The sequence below is a fragment of the Pseudoflavonifractor sp. genome (assembly GCF_050943825.1).
GTDB lineage: Bacteria > Bacillota > Clostridia > Oscillospirales > Oscillospiraceae > Pseudoflavonifractor.
On sequence record NZ_JBMNPX010000006.1, the window covers coordinates 66,329 to 81,581 of the forward strand.

General features: G+C 64.4%; 16 protein-coding genes. All 16 read left to right on the top strand.

Annotation, left to right across the window (positions count from 1 at the left end; translation table 11 throughout):
- Positions 1–39: 39 nt before the first annotated feature.
- The 16 genes from ACOX7T_RS07585 (at position 40) to ACOX7T_RS07660 (ending at position 15,187) form a co-directional block, all read left to right on the top strand.
- Complete coding sequence (locus ACOX7T_RS07585; RefSeq protein ID WP_433441437.1) at positions 40–825, top strand: sortase; 786 nt, start codon at positions 40–42, stop codon at positions 823–825.
- Entirely contained in the window at positions 800–1,717 is a 918-nt protein-coding gene (locus ACOX7T_RS07590) for a transglutaminase-like domain-containing protein (RefSeq protein WP_433441439.1), read from the top strand. Before ACOX7T_RS07585 ends, ACOX7T_RS07590 begins: the two co-directional genes overlap by 26 nt.
- Before the next feature lie 133 nt (positions 1,718–1,850).
- Positions 1,851–2,900, top strand: a complete 1,050-nt coding sequence (locus ACOX7T_RS07595) for a type II secretion system F family protein (RefSeq protein ID WP_433441441.1) — start codon at positions 1,851–1,853, stop codon at positions 2,898–2,900.
- A 29-nt stretch (positions 2,901–2,929) separates the two neighbouring features.
- Positions 2,930–3,247 (top strand): hypothetical protein, encoded by a 318-nt coding sequence (locus tag ACOX7T_RS07600; RefSeq protein WP_433441443.1) that lies wholly within the window; start codon positions 2,930–2,932, stop codon positions 3,245–3,247.
- A gap of 37 nt (positions 3,248–3,284) precedes the next feature.
- Positions 3,285–3,782 (top strand): DUF4860 domain-containing protein, encoded by a 498-nt coding sequence (locus ACOX7T_RS07605; protein ID WP_433441445.1) that lies wholly within the window; start codon positions 3,285–3,287, stop codon positions 3,780–3,782.
- Positions 3,779–4,135, top strand: a complete 357-nt coding sequence (locus tag ACOX7T_RS07610; protein WP_433441447.1) for a type IV pilus modification PilV family protein — start codon at positions 3,779–3,781, stop codon at positions 4,133–4,135. Before ACOX7T_RS07605 ends, ACOX7T_RS07610 begins: the two co-directional genes overlap by 4 nt.
- Positions 4,132–4,512, top strand: a complete 381-nt coding sequence (locus tag ACOX7T_RS07615; protein ID WP_433441449.1) for a hypothetical protein — start codon at positions 4,132–4,134, stop codon at positions 4,510–4,512. Before ACOX7T_RS07610 ends, ACOX7T_RS07615 begins: the two co-directional genes overlap by 4 nt.
- Before the next feature lie 13 nt (positions 4,513–4,525).
- Complete coding sequence (locus tag ACOX7T_RS07620) at positions 4,526–5,590, top strand: type IV pilus twitching motility protein PilT (protein ID WP_433441451.1); 1,065 nt, start codon at positions 4,526–4,528, stop codon at positions 5,588–5,590.
- 21 nt (positions 5,591–5,611) lie between these two features.
- Positions 5,612–6,043 carry a hypothetical protein gene (locus ACOX7T_RS07625; protein ID WP_433441453.1) on the top strand — a complete coding sequence of 144 codons (432 nt, stop codon included), beginning with the start codon at positions 5,612–5,614 and terminating at the stop codon, positions 6,041–6,043.
- Between the two features lie 181 nt (positions 6,044–6,224).
- Positions 6,225–8,294, top strand: coding sequence for a single-stranded-DNA-specific exonuclease RecJ (recJ, locus tag ACOX7T_RS07630; protein WP_433441455.1), 2,070 nt, complete (start codon positions 6,225–6,227; stop codon positions 8,292–8,294).
- 42 nt (positions 8,295–8,336) lie between these two features.
- Positions 8,337–10,562, top strand: a complete 2,226-nt coding sequence (locus tag ACOX7T_RS07635; RefSeq protein WP_433441457.1) for a RelA/SpoT family protein — start codon at positions 8,337–8,339, stop codon at positions 10,560–10,562.
- Between the two features lie 29 nt (positions 10,563–10,591).
- The gene (locus ACOX7T_RS07640; protein ID WP_433441459.1) at positions 10,592–10,795 is read left to right on the top strand and encodes a hypothetical protein; all 204 of its coding nucleotides are present in this window, start codon (positions 10,592–10,594) and stop codon (positions 10,793–10,795) included.
- 43 nt (positions 10,796–10,838) lie between these two features.
- Positions 10,839–12,050 carry an ATP-grasp domain-containing protein gene (locus ACOX7T_RS07645; protein WP_433441461.1) on the top strand — a complete coding sequence of 404 codons (1,212 nt, stop codon included), beginning with the start codon at positions 10,839–10,841 and terminating at the stop codon, positions 12,048–12,050.
- A gap of 13 nt (positions 12,051–12,063) precedes the next feature.
- Entirely contained in the window at positions 12,064–12,771 is a 708-nt protein-coding gene (locus tag ACOX7T_RS07650) for an aspartate/glutamate racemase family protein (protein ID WP_433441463.1), read from the top strand.
- Between the two features lie 66 nt (positions 12,772–12,837).
- A complete protein-coding gene (locus ACOX7T_RS07655; RefSeq protein ID WP_433441465.1) occupies positions 12,838–14,361 on the top strand; it encodes a Mur ligase family protein in 1,524 nt (507 codons plus the stop codon).
- On the top strand, positions 14,351–15,187 hold the full coding sequence (locus tag ACOX7T_RS07660) for an epoxyqueuosine reductase (protein WP_433441467.1): 837 nt from the start codon (positions 14,351–14,353) through the stop codon (positions 15,185–15,187). Before ACOX7T_RS07655 ends, ACOX7T_RS07660 begins: the two co-directional genes overlap by 11 nt.
- The last annotated feature ends 66 nt before the right edge of the window (positions 15,188–15,253 follow it).

Here is a 15,253-nt window from a genome sequence, read left to right on the forward strand (position 1 = left end):
CCCACATAAAAATCTCTATTTCTGCAAGGTACATCATCTATGAAAAGACACACCAAAGGCGCCGTCATTGCCGCCACAGCCGCCCTTGTGCTGCTGATTGCGGCGGTGGCGCTGCTCATCCAGGGCAGACGGCCCCAGTACGAGATCGTTGTGCCCTCACCTTCGCCTACAGTCTCTGCCACGCCTACGCCGGAGCCCACTCCTACCGAAACCGAAACCCCGTCCCCCACGCCCACACCCCTCACCTATAAGGAGGTGCTGGAGGAGCCGGAGGACGGCCTGCCCACCGACAAGGTCTTTGTCACCGACACCCGCAAAAGCTACCAGAGCGGCGACCTGCGGCTCATCATCCCCAAGCTGGAGGTGGATGAGTACATTTTGAACGGCGTGGACGAGCAGACTCTCCTCCAGGGCGAGGGTCTGTACGATTACGCCCAGCTGCCCGGCGAGGGCCGGTCCAACACCTCCATCGCCGGACACCGCAACTGGATCCGGGGCGGCAAAATCACCCTGGACCAGCCCTTCTCCTTCCTGGACACCCTGACAGAGGGAGATTACCTCTATCTGGTGTACGGGGAGAACATCTACCAGTACCTCTTTGAATACCAGGAGGTGGTGGAGCCCGACGACTGGGGCCCCATCTACAAGACTGACCACTCCTGTGTCACCCTGACCACCTGCACTCCCGTGGGCGTATCCGACCACCGTCTCATCGTCCGTGGTGCCCTGGTGGACATCTTCCCCCTGACTGATGACTATGCTTATCCCGCGAACGCGGAAGAGGAGGCTATACAGACCAATGAAATTGTTCAAGTCCATGAATAAGGCGACCCGGATTATCTGTGCGGTGCTGGCCATTGTGCTGGTGGTGGGCGTGTCCCTCCCCCTGCTGGCTCAGGCCGGGGTGATTCCCCATAAGGAAACCGTCCAGAGCGGCGTGACCGTGTACAAGAACAGCAAGGCCACGGTGGATGCGTCCAACCTGGCCCTGGGCTTTGTATCCGTGTCCTACACCGGCGGCAAGAATGTCCGCATCAAGGTCCAGGTCACCAAGACCGGCGGCACCACCTACACCTATGATCTGAACAACAAGGGCACCGCCGAGACCTTCCCCCTCACCGAGGGCGACGGCAAGTACACCGTGAAGGTGTTTGAGAACACCACCGGCACCAAGTACGCCCAGGCCTACTCGTGCCCCCTGGAGCTGAAGCTGACCAGCGAGTTCTCCCCCTTCCTCTACCCCAACCAGTATGTCAACTTCAATGACAACTCCAAGGTTGTGGCCAAGGCTGCCGAGCTGACCAAAGGCATGACCACCGACCTGGACAAGGTCACCGCCATTTACCACTACGTCATCAACAACATCACCTATGACTACGAGCTGGCCGCCACCGTGGCCTCCGGCTATCTGCCCGATGTGGACAAGATTCTGGAGAGCGGCAAGGGCATCTGCTTTGACTATGCCGCTGTCATGGCCTCCATGCTCCGCAGCCAGAACATCCCCTGCAAGCTGATTGTGGGCTATGCAGGTACGGTGTACCACGCCTGGATCAACGTCTATATCGACGGCGTGGGCTGGGTGGACCACCTGATCTACTTCAACGGCGAGGACTGGTCCATGATGGACCCCACCTTTGTCTCCAACGGCAAGGATAATCCCGCTGTCCTCAAGTACGTGGGTGACGGCACCAACTACACCGAAAAATACGCCTATTGATTGCTCTGCCCTGAGTCCGCGGCTGACCGCGGGCTCAGGGCATGTGCCATTTCCATCCGTCTCAGGTGCCCTGTGCCCCGGCGGAGCGATATGTATCACAACATACAGACATTATGTCCGGAGGTGTTGCCCCATGGCAAAGGAACGGAGTACCGCACCCCTCAGCGCCGACGCGCTGTCGGTGTTCTGCTACCAGCTCTCCCTGATGATGCACGCCGGCATCGGCTCTGAGGAGGGCGTGGAGGTGCTGGCCGAGGATGCGGCCGACCCCAGAAGCAAGGCTCTGCTGGAGTCTCTCCACGCCGAGCTGCTGGACGGTGCCCCCCTGTCCGAGGCCCTCAGCGCCAGCGGCGCCTTCCCGGGGTATATGGTGCGCATGGTGGAGATCGGTCAGGCCGCCGGCCGGCTGGACCAGGTCCTCTCCGCCCTGGCCGCCTACTACCGCCGGGAGTCTGAGACTGCGTCGGCCATCCGCCGCGCCGTGCTCTACCCCGCCGTCATGGCTGTTCTGGTGGCGGCGGTGTTCCTGGTGCTCATGACCCGGGTGCTCCCCGTATTCCAGCAGGTGTTCCAGCAGCTGGGCCTCGCCCTCTCCCCCGCCGCCCAGGCCCTGATGGCCGCGGGCTCGGCGGGTCAGTATGTGGGCGGCGTGCTGGTGGCGCTGCTGGCTGTGGGCGCTGTTATCCTGCTGGTGCTCTCCCGCCGCCAGGGCGCCGGAGCGCAGTCGGTGGAGGCCCGCCTGCTGGGCAAGGGCAAGGCCGCCCAGGCCGTGGACCGGAGCCGTTTCTCCTCCGCCATGGCCCTGATGCTCTCCAGCGGCCTGCCTCTGGATGAGGCCATGGAGCGCACCGTCCACCTGCTGGAGGGCTCCGCCCTCGCCCCTGCGCTGAAGGACTGCCAGACCCGCATGGAGCAGGGAGAGGACTTCTATAAGGCCGTCACCGCCTGCGGCCTGCTGGACGGCCTCCAGGCCGGACTGCTGGGCGCAGGGTTCCGCTCCGGCGTACCCGAGCAGGCCATGGAGGAGCTGGCCTCCCGCTGCAGTGAGGAAGCCGACGAGCGGCTGTCCTCCCTGCTGTCCCGGCTGGAGTTCGCCCTGGTGCTGCTGCTGTGCATCGCCGTGGGCCTGGTGCTGCTGTCGGTCATGCTGCCCCTGCTGGGTGTGCTGACCGCCATCGGCTGATCCAATCTGTCTGAAAGGAGGTCTCCGCCATGGGCGGCAGACGCGCCTCTTTTGTGCGGCTGGTGCTACCCGCCGCCGTGTTCCTCATCGCCCTGGCCGGGGCCGCGCTGCTCTTTACCAGGGTTATCAGCGTCCGCACTGATGCGGAGGTCCTCGCCCTGGCCGAAGAGGGCGTCCGCCGCGCGGCGGTGGAGTGCTACGCCCTGGAGGGCTTCTACCCCAGAACCCTGGACTATCTTGTGGAGCACTACGGCGTCACCGCCGGTGACGACCGTTATATCATCTCCTACCAGTATGTGGCCTCCAACCTGATGCCCGACATCACGGTGCTGGCCCTGGAGGAGTAATCGTTTTTCCAGAATCCTTTTGTAAGGGGGTGTCCCCATGAAAACCCATTCCGGCGGCGCCGGGCTGCGGCGGGTGGTCATCGTGTGCCTGGCGGCGCTGTTTGCCCTGCTGGCCATGGGCGTGACCCTGATGGGCACCGGCGTGTACCGCGCCGTGGCCGATGACGCCGACGCCAATTCCACCCAGCGCACCGCCCTGTCCTATGTGGTCAACCAGATCCGCCGGTCGGATGCCGGCGGCGTGGCCATCGGGACCTTCGGCGGCGGGGACGCCCTGCGCCTCACTGAAACCGGTGAGGACGGCAGCGTATACGTCACGCTGATCTACTGCTGGGAGGGCTCCCTCATGGAGCTGTACATGGAGGAGGGTACTGGCCTGGCCCCCGAGGACGGCATGGAACTGCTGGAGCTGTCCTCCCTGGACCTGTCCGTCACAGAGAAGGGCGGACTGGACGTCACCGTCTCTGACGGGGAGCACCAGTGGTCGGTCACCCTGTATCCCCGCACCGGCGTGGAGGAGGTGGGCGAGCTGTGAAGGAATCAGGCAGCCGTTTTTCCCTCTTCCTCATGGAGCTGGTCATTGACCTGTTCCTCTTTGTGCTGTGCGCGGCGGTGTGTGTGGGCCTGCTGATCCACGCACGGAGCATGAGCCTGGAGAGCACCCGGCTCACTCAGGCCGTGTACCTGGCCCAGAGCACCGCGGAGGCCCTCCGGGCAGGCGATACCCTGCCGGAAGCCCCCGAGGGATACCGGTGTGAAGTCAACCAGACCGAGGACAGCGGCCTCTCCACCGCTGAAATTGAGATTTTCTGGGGCGATACGTCCCTCTATACCCTGGAGACCAGCTGGATTTCCGCCCTGAGCGGTGAGGAGGTGGCTCAGCCGTGAAAAAATCTCCGCCTCCCATCGGCATCGGCGTGGTGTCCATCATGACCGTGCTGCTGGTGCTCACATTGTCGGTGTTCTCCGCCCTCACCCTCACTTCGGCACGGGCCGACCTGTCCCTGTCCCAGACCAACGCCGACACGGTGTCCGCCTACTACGCCGCCGACGCCCAGGCCGCCGCGCTGTACGCTCAGTTTGCCGCCGGGACCGACGACGAGCTGGAGACCGATATTCCCATGACCGACACCCAGTCCCTCCACCTCCACCTGGTGCGCGGGGAGGACGGGGTGGAAATTCTCGCCTGGCAGACCGTCCCCGTGGAGGACGGCGGCGGGGACGGGGACCATCTCCCCGTCTTTGACGGCACGCTGCCGGAATAGGAAGGGATTTGCCATGACATTAGTTGATATTCTTACCCATGCGGTGGAGCGGGGTGCCTCCGACATTCTGCTCATCCCCGGCCTGCCCGCCGCCTACAAGATCAGCGGCGTCATCACCCGGGACGGGGACCGTCTTCTCCCCGACGCCCTGGAAAATCTGGTGCGGGAGGCCTACGCCCTGTCCGGCAACCGCTCCATGGACCGACTGGAGCGCACCGGCGATGACGACTTCTCCTTTGCCGTGCCCCAGCTCTCCCGCTTCCGGGTCAACGCCCTGCGGCAGAGAGGCTCTCTGGGTCTGGTCATCCGGGTGGTGTCCTTCGCCCTGCCCGACCGGACAGTCCTGGGCATCCCCGACAGCGTCATGAGCTTTGCCTCCTGCTCCCGTGGCCTGGTGCTCTTCACCGGCCCGGCAGGCAGCGGCAAGACCACCACCCTGGCCTGCATCGTGGACGCCATCAATTCCACCCGCAACCTCCACGTCATCACCATCGAGGACCCCATCGAGTACCTCCACCACCACAAGATGAGCGTGGTCACCCAGCGTGAGCTGGCCACCGACACCACCAGCTATGACGCCGCCCTCCGGGCGGCACTCCGGGAGGCCCCCGACGTGATTCTGGTGGGCGAGATGCGGGACGCGGAGACCATCAAGGCCGCTGTCACCGCCGCCGAGACCGGCCACCTGGTTATCTCCACCCTCCACACCCTGGGTGCGTCCAACACCATCGACCGGATTGTGGACTCCTTCCCTCCGGAGCAGCAGCAGCAGATCCGCACCCAGCTGGCCCTGGTCATTGAGGGCGTGGTGTCCCAGCAGCTGGTGCCCGCTGTGGACGGCTCCCTCATCCCCGCCTTTGAGGTGATGACCGTCACCCCCGCCGTGCGCAACATGATCCGGGAGTCCAAGGCCCATCAGCTGGACAACGTAATCTCCTCCTCCGCCGCTGACGGCATGATCTCCATGGATCAGAGCCTGCTCCAGCTGGTGAAGGCGGGGCGCATCGGGGCGGATTCCGCTCTGGGCCACTGCGTCAACAGCGAGTGGCTGCGCAAGCGTCTGGCTCTGAACACTTAAAAATACAGGGAGGTCTGATATATGTCCTTTTCCAATCTGAACAGCCCCAGCGCGGTTCTCCGCGTGTGCGTGGACCACTCGGACAACGGCCGGATCTCCGGCAAGGTATACAGTCAGCGCCTCACCCGCCCCATGGCCTTCTCCGACATGGCCAGCCTGATCCTCCGGCTGGACGAGGTGCTGGAGAAGCAGAATTTCCCCCAGGCCTTCCAGCACTCCCGCACCTTCCGGGAGCACGAGAGCCACGTGCCCGCCTCCGCCGACCCCAGCGAAGGCATCCCCCTGGAGGAGGTGGAGAGCGCCGCCGGCGCCCTGACCACCTTTACGCTGTGTGTCATCTCCCGGCGCAACGCCTCCTGGCAGGGCTGGGTGGACTGGATGGACGGCTCCCCCAAGCAGCAGTTTGCCAGCGCCCTGGAGCTCATCCGTATGTCTGAGGAGCGCTTTCTCTGAGCCCTTGCCCCTGTATCTCCACGCCCTGCCGCGCCTGTCCGCGGCAGGGCGTTTTTCGTCCGGAAACAAAACGGCAGGGAACTATTTCCCACTGCCGGATATTTCCCGTTTCAACTTGTATCTTTCCCCTATCTTTGTTATAATGAAAAGTAATTTTCTATCCAATTTCGGGGGCACACCCATGAAGTACAGACAATGGAATTTACGCGCACCGTCTCCCGCGGCCCAGGCGGCCATGGAGGCGGATGGGGTTCCCCCGCTGGCGGCCGCGGTGCTCTGCGCCCGGGGCCTGGACACCGCGGAGAAGGCCAGAGACTTTCTCCGCTCCGACGAGGACCTGCTGTGGGACCCCTTTCTCATGAAGGACATGGACCGGGCGGTGGGCCGCATTGCGGCCGCCCTGGACCAGGGAGAGCACATCGCCGTGTACGGCGACTACGACGTGGACGGCATCACCTCCACCTGCCTGCTCACCGACTACCTGCGCAGCCGGGGCGCAAAGGTCACCCCCTACATCCCCGACCGGATGGAGGAGGGGTACGGCCTGAGCTGCTCCGCCGTCTCCGCCCTCCACACCAAGGGCGTGAGCCTGATTATCACCGTGGACTGCGGCATCACCGCCGTGGCCGAGGCGGAGTTTGCCGCCTCGCTGGGCATTGATGTGGTCATCACCGACCACCACGAGTGCAAGGACCGCATCCCCACCGCCGCCGCTGTGGTGGACCCCCACCGCAGGGACTGCGGCTACCCCTTCAAGCATCTGGCGGGCGTGGGCGTGGCCCTCAAGCTGGTGCTGGCTCTGGGAGACAGTGCGGAGGAGCCCCTCCTGCTCCGCCGGTACGCCGACCTGGCCGCCGTTGGCACGGTGGCCGACGTGATGCAGGTGGTGGGGGAAAACCGCACCATCATCCGCATGGGCCTCGCCGCATTGAAGAACACTGTGCGGCCCGGCCTGCGTGCCCTGCTGCGGGAGGCCGGCCTCACGGAGCGCCCTCTCACCTCCGTTTCCATCGGCTACACCCTGGCGCCCCGGATCAACGCCTCCGGGCGGATGGGCTGCGCCGGACTGGCCGCCGAGCTGCTTTTGACCTCCGACCCGGCCCGGGGCGAGGCCCTGGCCCGGGAGCTGTGCGCCCTCAACCGGGAGCGGCAGGCCGTGGAGCTGGAGATCTATGAGGAGTGCGTGGCCATGGCCGACGCCATGGAGCCTGAGGACCGGCCCGCTCTGGTCCTGGCCCGGGAGGGCTGGCATCAGGGCGTGGTGGGCATTGTGGCCTCCCGACTGAGCGAGAAGTACTCCTGCCCCACCTTTATGATCTGCCTTCAGGACGGCAAGGGCAAGGGCTCCTGCCGGTCCTTCGGCGGCTTCAACCTGTTCGCCGCCCTGGAGCAGTGCCGTGACCTGCTGGAGGGCTTCGGCGGCCACGAGCTGGCCGCCGGATTCACCATCCTGGAGGAAAATATCTCTGCCTTCCGGGCGCGGATGCTGGAGCTGGTCCGTTCTTCCACCGGCGGCGCGGCCATGGAGGCCACCCTGGACGTGGACGCCGAGGCCGACCCCGCCCTGCTGACTCAGGACGGCGTGCTGTCCCTGGACCTGCTGGAGCCCTACGGCACTGGCAACCCCAAGCCGGTCTTTTCCATGTCGGGCTGCACCGTCACCACCGCCTCTGAGGTTGGGGGCGGACGGCACCTGAAGCTGAAGGTGACCAAGGGCGGCCGCAGCTTTGACGCCATCTTTTTCTCCGTCTCCCTGGCGGAGGCGGGACTGGCCCCCGGCGACCGGGTGGACCTGGCCTTCTCCCCCCAGATCAACGAATTCCGGGGCTGGCGGTCGGTGCAGCTCCAGGTCATTGACCTGCGCCCCGCCCTCACCCGGGCCCAGGCCGAGCGGGCCCTCTACGAGAAGCTCCGCTCCGGCGCCGCTCTCACCCCCCAGGAGGCCGCCGCCCTCACCCCCACCCGGGAGGAGTTCGCGGCGGTGTGGCGGTATCTGAAAAGCCGGAGCTCCGCCGGACGCCTGGAGGAGACGGCGTGCCGCCTCTCCCGCAACATCGCCCGCTCCTTCGGCCTGCGGGAGACCTTCATGCGCACCATGGTGTGCCTGGAGGTGCTGGATGAGCGGGGTCTCATCCGGGTGGAGCACTCCACCGACCACCTCTGTATCGACCTGAAGCCCACAGAGGGCAAGGTTGACCTGGAGGAGTCATACATCATGCGCCGTCTGCGCAAACTGACTGAAGGGGCCTGATATCCCCTTCCCAACCCCCGCGACATTTTCGGAGGTGATTTTATGGACCCTATCCTGGAGCGCTACCAGGCGCTGGAGGACAAGATCAAAGCCTATAACCCTTCCCTTGACACCAAGCGGCTCTTTGACGCCTTTACCTATGCGGACAACGCCCACTCCAGCCAGCTGCGCAAGGACGGCTCCCCCTATATCACCCACCCTCTAGCGGTGGCGGAGATTGTGGCCGACCTGGAGCTGGACACCGACTCCATCATCGCCGCCCTGCTCCACGACACCATCGAGGACACCGGCGCCACCCATGAGGAGATCGCCAAGCGGTTCGGCCCCACGGTGGCCGACCTGGTGGAGGGCGTCACCAAGCTGACCCGGGTGCAGTACACCTCAAAAGAAGAAGAGCAGATGGAGAACCTGCGGAAGATGCTCATGGCCATGGCCAAGGACATCCGGGTGATCCTCATCAAAATCTGCGACCGGCTCCACAACATGCGCACCATGGAGTACCAGTCTCCCAGGAAGCAGAAGGAAAAGGCCCTGGAGACCATGGAGATCTACGCTCCCATCGCCCACCGGCTGGGCATGCAGCGCATCAAGTGGGAGCTGGAGGATACCTCCCTGAAGTACCTGGACCCCATCGGCTACCAGGAGATTGCCGACGAGCTGGCCGCCCGCTCCTCCGCCCACGAGGAGTTTATGGCCTCCATCCAGAAGAAGATTGAGGACCGGCTGGCCGAAGAGGGCATCAAGTGCACGGTGTACGGCCGTGTGAAGCACATCTACTCCATCTACCGGAAGATGTACGCCCAGAACAAGACCTTGGACGAAATTTTTGATCTTTATGCCTTCCGGGTGATTGTGGATGACATCCCGGAGTGCTACAATGTGCTGGGCTGCATCCACGACCTGTTCCGCCCGGTGCTGGGCCGGTTCAAGGACTATATCGGCACCCCCAAGCCCAACGGCTACCAGTCCCTCCACACCACCGTCATCGGCCGGGAGGGCATCCCCTTCGAGGTGCAGATCCGTACCCAGGAGATGCACAACACCGCCGAGTACGGCATCGCCGCCCACTGGAAGTACAAGCAGGGCATGGCCAACGAGAAGCTGGGCACCGAGGAGGCCTTCGAGTGGGTGCGCAAGCTGCTGGAGAACCAGCAGGACACCGACGCCGAGGAGTTTGTCCGCACCCTGAAGGTGGATATGTTTGCCGACGAGGTGTTCGTGTTCACCCCCCGGGGCGACGTCATCAACCTGCCCGCCGGCGCCACCCCCATCGACTTCGCCTATTCCATCCACTCCGCCGTTGGCAACAAGATGACCGGCGCCAAGGTCAACGGCCGCATGGTTCCCTTTGACACCCCCCTGAAAAACGGCGACATTGTGGAGGTCATCACCTCCAAGTCCGCCCACGGCCCCAGCCGCGACTGGATGAACATCTGCAAGTCCAACGAGGCCCGCAACAAAATCCGCCAGTGGTTCAAGAAGGAGAAGCGGGAGGAGAACATCGCCACCGGCCGCGCCTCCTTTGAGGCCGAGCTGAAGCGCTCCGGCATCACCCTGGCCCAGATCACCGCCGAGGACGCCCTCCCCTCCATCCTGAAGAAGGTCCGTTTCAACTCCCTGGATGAGCTGTACGCCGCCATCGGCTACGGCGGCATGACCGCCGCCAAGTCGGTGGTGCGCATCAAGGACGAGCTGACCCGCCTGGGCCGGGTCAAGGAGGAGAAGGCCGCCGCCGAACGGGCTGCCGCCGAGGTGGTCTACCCCGCCTCCCCCGCCCCCGTCCCCGGCCAGGTCAAGACCCCCCGCAAGTCCGAGTCCGGCATTGTGGTGGAGGGCCTGGACAACTGCCTGGTCAAGTTCGCCAAGTGCTGTACCCCCGTTCCCGGCGACCCGGTCGTCGGCTTTATCACCCGCGGCTTCGGTGTGTCCGTCCACCGGGCCGACTGCCCCAACGCCGCACCTGAAAAGCGCCGCCCCGAAGAGGCGGGCCGCTGGGTCAATGTGGCCTGGGTGGGCGGCGAACAGACCGCCTACCAGACCTCTCTGGAGATCTCTGCCAAGGACCGTGACTGCCTGGCCATGGACGTGACCATGGCCCTGTCCGCCGCCAAGGTGAAGGTGGACTCCTTCTCCGCCCGGGGCATGCCCGACGGGTACGCCACCGTTTCCATCGTCCTGGAGGTCAAGGACCGGGACGATCTCAACAACGTTATCAACAAGCTGGGGCAGATCTCCGGCGTATATCAGGTCAAGCGCGCATCCGGTTGATCCCTTTTTCCGTCTCAGGAGGCTGGAATATGACTACAATAGAGATTGCCGCCCTTGAGGCGGCTCTGTCCGCCGCCTTTCAGGGCGGTGAGCTGCGCCGGCGGGAGCTGCGCCTCACCGTCCAGGAGGCGGAATACCTCTCCCTCCGGTGGGAGGGGGTCCGCCTCACCGCTCTGGCCCCCTCGGGGGACAAGATGTGGTACGCCGTAGAGCTGCGCACTCTGCCGGCATGAGCCCCGCTGTGATCCATTTTTCATAAAAAGGAAGTAATTCGACATGAGCCAACAGCCCTTTGTCCCCCTGCTGCTGGGGGCAGACATCAACGTGTACAGCATGGCCCGGGCCTTCCATGAGGCCTACGGCGTCAAGACCGTGGCCTACGGTATGTACCCCTCCGGCCCCTGCTACGGCAGCGACATTATCGACTACCGGGTGTGCCAGAACAACGACGCGCCCGAGGTGGTGCTGAAGAACGTCACCGAGGTGGCCAAAGAGTTCCCCGACAAGAAGGTCATCGTGCTGGGCTGCGGTGACAACTACCTGACCTCCATCGCCGTCAACCTGCCCAAGTTCCCCGAGAACGTGGTGGCGCCCTACATCGACCTGGCCCTGATGGAGACCCTGATCCACAAGGAGCGGTTCTACCAGCTCTGCGACCAGTACGGCATTGATCACCCCGCCACCTACGTCTACCACAAGGGAGAGGGCCATGACTTTACCCTGCCCTTCTCCGGCCCCTTCGTGGTCAAGCCCGCTGAGAGCGCCACCTACTGGGACCACCCCTTCGACACCCAGAAGAAGGCCTACGTGCTCCAGACCCGGGAAGAGGTGGACCAGGTCATCGACGACATCTACAACCACGGCTATGAGGACTCCCTCATCATCCAGGACTTCATCCCCGGCGACGACTCCTTCATGCGGGTGGTCACCAACTACTCCGGTGAGGACGGCAAGGTGCAGCTCATGTGCGTGGGCCACGTGCTGCTGGAGGAGCACACCCGCCACGGCATCGGCAACCACGCGGTCATCATCACCGAGGAGGCCCCCGAGCTGTGCGAGAAGCTGCGTGCCTTTCTGGAGGACATCAAATTCACCGGCTTCTCCAATTTCGACGTGAAGTATGACCAGCGTGACGGCAAGTTCAAGGTCTTTGAGATCAACTGCCGCCAGGGCCGCAGCAACTACTATGTCACCGGTGCAGGCCACAACCTGGCCAAGTACCTGGTGGAGGACCGGATTTTCCACCGTCCCGCTCCCCTGACCGTCACCAAGAACCGCCACCTGTGGCGGGTCATCCCGGCCAAGGTGGCCTATGACTACATCCCCAGCAAGTACCACCAGGAGATGAAGGCCCTCACCGCCGCCGGCGCCTGGGTCAACCCCCTCTTCTACAAGGCGGACCGGAACCTGATCCACAAGCTGCGCATCATCCGGGACCAGTGGCGGTACAAGGAGCGGTACGCCAGCTCCATGGAGAAGGCCAACTGAGAGGATTTACCATATGAACGAAGCAAAACTCGGCATCCTCGGCGGCATGGGCCCCCAGGCCACCCAGGATTTCTACCAGCGCATCCTGGACCGGACCGACGCGGCCTGCGACCAGGAGCACCTGCCCACCGTCATCCTCAGCGACACCCGCATGCCCGACCGCACCTCCGCCATCCTGGGCGGGGACGCGGAGGGCTGCTACCGCCGCCTCCTCCAGGACGCCAAGACCCTGGAGCAGGTGGGCTGCACCGCCATCGCCATCCCCTGCAACACCTCCCACTTTTTCGCCGACCGGCTCCAGGGTGAGCTGTCCATCCCCATCATCCACATGGTGCGGGAGACGGTGAAGGTGCTCTCCGCCGACCCGGGCGTCCACAAGGTGGGCATCCTGGCCACCGACGGCACCGTCCGCACCGGCGTGTACCAGCGGGAGTGCGAGGCCCAGGGGCTCGCCGCCTTCTCCCCCCCTCCCGAGGTCCAGAAGGTGGTCATGAGCATCATCTACGACGAGATTAAAAAGGGCGAGAAGGGCAGCCGGGAGAAGTTCGCCGTCATGGACAAGTGCCTCCGTGAGGCCGGGTGTGACGCGGCCATCCTGGGCTGCACCGAGCTGTCGGTCTACCGCACCTACCACCCCCTGCCCGAGTTCTACGTGGACGCCATGGACATTCTGGCTGAGCGGTGCATTACCTACTGCGGCTACAAGCTGCGCATGGTGTGACAGACCGTCCCTGATACATCTTTTACCGCCCCGCTGGCACCCAGCGGGGCTATTTCCTCTCTGGAGGTGTTTTCCTTGTCCCGTCCCCACTTTCCTCTGGGCGACTACTACCAGCTGCTGCTGAAAAACGGCCTGCTCTCTGACGCCGCCCCCCTCCACGCCGACCTGACCCGGGAGGTGCGGCTGGTGTCCTGTGACTCCCAGACCGTGGTGCCCGGCACACTGTTCATCTGCAAGGGCGCAGCCTTCAAGCCCCAGTACCTGCTGGACGCGGCGGGAAAGGGCGCTTTTGTGTACGTCAGCGAGCGCCGCTGGCCGGAGTGTGCCCTGCCCTGCATCCTGGTGTCCGACATCCGCCGCTCCATGGCCCTGCTGGCCGACCGGGCCTGGGACCATCCCTCCGGGCGGCTCCACATCACCGGCATCACCGGCACCAAGGGCAAGACCACCACGGCCTATTTCCTAAAATCCATCCTGGACGAGTGGCGGCGGAGCCAGGGTAAACTTGAGAGCGCCATCCTCTCCACCATCATCACCGACGACGGCGTGGAGCGCCGTCCGGCCAAGCTGACCACTCCGGAGCCTCTGGATTTGCAGCGGCACCTGTGGAATGCGGCGGAGTGCGGCGCGGAGTACCTGACCATGGAGGTGTCCAGCCAGGCCCTCAAGTACCACCGCACCGGGGGTGTGGAATTTTCCGTGGGCGTTTTTTTGAACATCGGGGAAGATCACATCAGCCCGGTGGAACACCCGAATTTTGAGGATTATTTCGCCTCCAAGCTGATGATTTTCCGCCAAAGCGCCGCCGCCTGCGTGAATCTGGACAGCGATTTTGCCGAACGAATCCTGACCGCCGCAGAGAGTTGCAGCAAAATATACACATTTTCCACCAAGTTTTCCACAGCCGATATCTACGCCAGTGAGATCCGCCGGGACGGGGACGCCACCCGCTTCCTGGTGCGCTCGCCCCGGTACACCCGGGAGCTGTCCATGGGCCTGCCCGGCTCCTTCAACGTGGAGAACGCCCTTGCCGCCGTGGCGGCGGCTGAGGCCCTGGGTGTGCCCGAGTCCGCCGTAGCCGCCGGTCTGGCGGAGGCCGCCGTGCCCGGCCGTATGGAGACTTTCAACACCCCGGACGGCAAGCTGACCGTCATTGTGGACTACGCCCACAACGGCATGAGCCTGGAGGCGCTGCTGTCCTCCGTCCGGCGGGAGTTCCCCGGACGGCAGCTGACCGTCCTCTTCGGCTGCACCGGCGGCAAGGGACTGGACCGCCGGGAGGGCATGGGTCAGGCGGCAGGCCGCTGGGCCGACCGGATCATCCTCACCGAGGACGACCCCGGTCCCGAGGAGGTGCCCGACATCTGCGCTGACATCGGCGGGTACATTGCCCCCTTCGGCAAGACCTGGACCGTCATCCCCGACCGGGAGGAGGCGGTGGAGCGGGCCATTCTGGAGGCCGACACCCCCGCCGTGGTGGTACTGGCCGGCAAGGGTGCCGAGCAGCAGCAGAAGCGGAAGAACGGCCCCGAGCCCTGTGTGCCCGACTCCCTGCTGGCCCGCCGGGCCCTCAAGCACTATGACCCCTGAGCTGGACAGGGCCTTTGCCGCCTGCGGTGCGGCGACCTGGGGCGGGCTCGCCTGGGCGGACGCTCTTCCACACTTTTCCCCTCAGGATGTGGAAAAAACGCTGGTCCTCTGTCCCACACCCAGAGCGGTGCTGGTGGCCGCCTTCCCCTACTACGCCGGGGACGCCCCCGGCAACCTGTCTCTCTACGCCCGGGGACGGGATTACCACCTGGTTTTGACCGAAAAATTGAATACGGTATGCGATGTTCTGCGCGAGAAATACCCTTCGTATTCATTTCTGCCCGGTGCGGACAACTCTCCCCTGCCGGAGCGGCAGCTGGCCTGGGCCTGCGGCATGGGATTGCGGGGGCAAAACGGTCTGCTCATCCTGCCCCCCTGGGGGTCCTATGTGTTCCTGGGCACCATCCTCACCGACTGCCCGCTGGAGTTTTCCACATCCGAGCCTTCCAATGTGTGTATCTCCTGCGGAAAATGTGCCGCCGCCTGTCCGGGCGGCGCGCTGGACGGAGAGGCTTTCCACCTCTCCCGCTGCCTGTCGGACATCTCCCAGAGGAAGGGGGCGCTGTCCCCGGAGGAAACTTCCCTGCTGTCCGCCCAGGAGTGTCTGTGGGGCTGCGACCTGTGCCAGCGGGTGTGCCCCTACAACGCCCATCCGGCCATCACTCCCATCTCCGATTTCCGGGAGGATTTGATTCCCTCCCTCACACCTGACGACCTGGAGGGTCTGACCAACCGTACCTTTCGGGAGAAGTACGGCGACCGGGCCTTTGCCTGGCGTGGTCCCGCCGTACTGCGGCGGAACCTGGCCCTGAAAGAGCCGAAATAACAGCAGCGGAACGCCTGAAGATTGGGCGCTCCGCTGTTTTTTACGCTGTTGTTGTATCAGCATCCC

Coding starts and splice junctions, on each gene's coding strand:
- ACOX7T_RS07585 (WP_433441437.1), top strand. CDS start 40: ATGAAAAGACACACCAAAGGCGCCGTCATTGCCGCCACAGCCGCCCTT.
- ACOX7T_RS07590 (WP_433441439.1), top strand. CDS start 800: ATGAAATTGTTCAAGTCCATGAATAAGGCGACCCGGATTATCTGTGCG.
- ACOX7T_RS07595 (WP_433441441.1), top strand. CDS start 1,851: ATGGCAAAGGAACGGAGTACCGCACCCCTCAGCGCCGACGCGCTGTCG.
- ACOX7T_RS07600 (WP_433441443.1), top strand. CDS start 2,930: ATGGGCGGCAGACGCGCCTCTTTTGTGCGGCTGGTGCTACCCGCCGCC.
- ACOX7T_RS07605 (WP_433441445.1), top strand. CDS start 3,285: ATGAAAACCCATTCCGGCGGCGCCGGGCTGCGGCGGGTGGTCATCGTG.
- ACOX7T_RS07620 (WP_433441451.1), top strand. CDS start 4,526: ATGACATTAGTTGATATTCTTACCCATGCGGTGGAGCGGGGTGCCTCC.
- ACOX7T_RS07625 (WP_433441453.1), top strand. CDS start 5,612: ATGTCCTTTTCCAATCTGAACAGCCCCAGCGCGGTTCTCCGCGTGTGC.
- recJ (WP_433441455.1), top strand. CDS start 6,225: ATGAAGTACAGACAATGGAATTTACGCGCACCGTCTCCCGCGGCCCAG.
- ACOX7T_RS07635 (WP_433441457.1), top strand. CDS start 8,337: ATGGACCCTATCCTGGAGCGCTACCAGGCGCTGGAGGACAAGATCAAA.
- ACOX7T_RS07640 (WP_433441459.1), top strand. CDS start 10,592: ATGACTACAATAGAGATTGCCGCCCTTGAGGCGGCTCTGTCCGCCGCC.
- ACOX7T_RS07645 (WP_433441461.1), top strand. CDS start 10,839: ATGAGCCAACAGCCCTTTGTCCCCCTGCTGCTGGGGGCAGACATCAAC.
- ACOX7T_RS07650 (WP_433441463.1), top strand. CDS start 12,064: ATGAACGAAGCAAAACTCGGCATCCTCGGCGGCATGGGCCCCCAGGCC.
- ACOX7T_RS07660 (WP_433441467.1), top strand. CDS start 14,351: ATGACCCCTGAGCTGGACAGGGCCTTTGCCGCCTGCGGTGCGGCGACC.